The sequence below is a fragment of the Polaribacter sp. BAL334 genome, from assembly GCF_015767435.1.
GTDB lineage: Bacteria > Bacteroidota > Bacteroidia > Flavobacteriales > Flavobacteriaceae > Polaribacter.
Window position 1 is genome coordinate 1 of the sequence record NZ_JADWOV010000088.1, and the last position, 488, is coordinate 488.

Annotated in this window: 1 protein-coding gene; it reads left to right on the forward strand. The window is 29.9% G+C overall.

Features of this window, described 5'->3' with window-relative positions; genetic code table 11:
- A partial coding sequence (locus tag IU405_RS00455) for a LytR/AlgR family response regulator transcription factor (RefSeq protein ID WP_197436694.1) occupies positions 1-488 on the forward strand: 488 nt, incomplete at both ends.

Genomic DNA, 488 nt, shown 5'->3' on the forward strand with positions numbered 1-488 from the left:
AGAAAACACAATCCTGATTTGATATTGCTAGATATTGAAATGCCAGGACATAGTGGATTGGAATTGTTAGATTTTTTTGATGAAAATGACGTGAATTTTTCCATAATTTTCACGACTGCTTACAACGAATATGCCTTGCAAGCATTCAAATTTTCAGCAATTGATTATTTATTGAAACCCATACATCCTGAGCAATTAATGGACGCTATTGCTCGTTTGGAAAAACAAAAACAGAAATTAGAAAATTTCAAAATTTTGAAAGAAAATTTACAACAAGACAGTTTGAGTAAAATTGCAGTTCCTTCAGGAAATACCTTGATATTTATTGATACTGCAAAAATTGCTTATATCAAAGGTGAAGGTTCTTATGCTGAAGTTTTTTGCACTACAGGAACAAAAAATTTAGTGAGCCGAAATTTAAAAAACTTTGAAGATATTTTATGCTCAAACAAACGTTTTATTCGCGTACATAAATCGTATATTGTTAA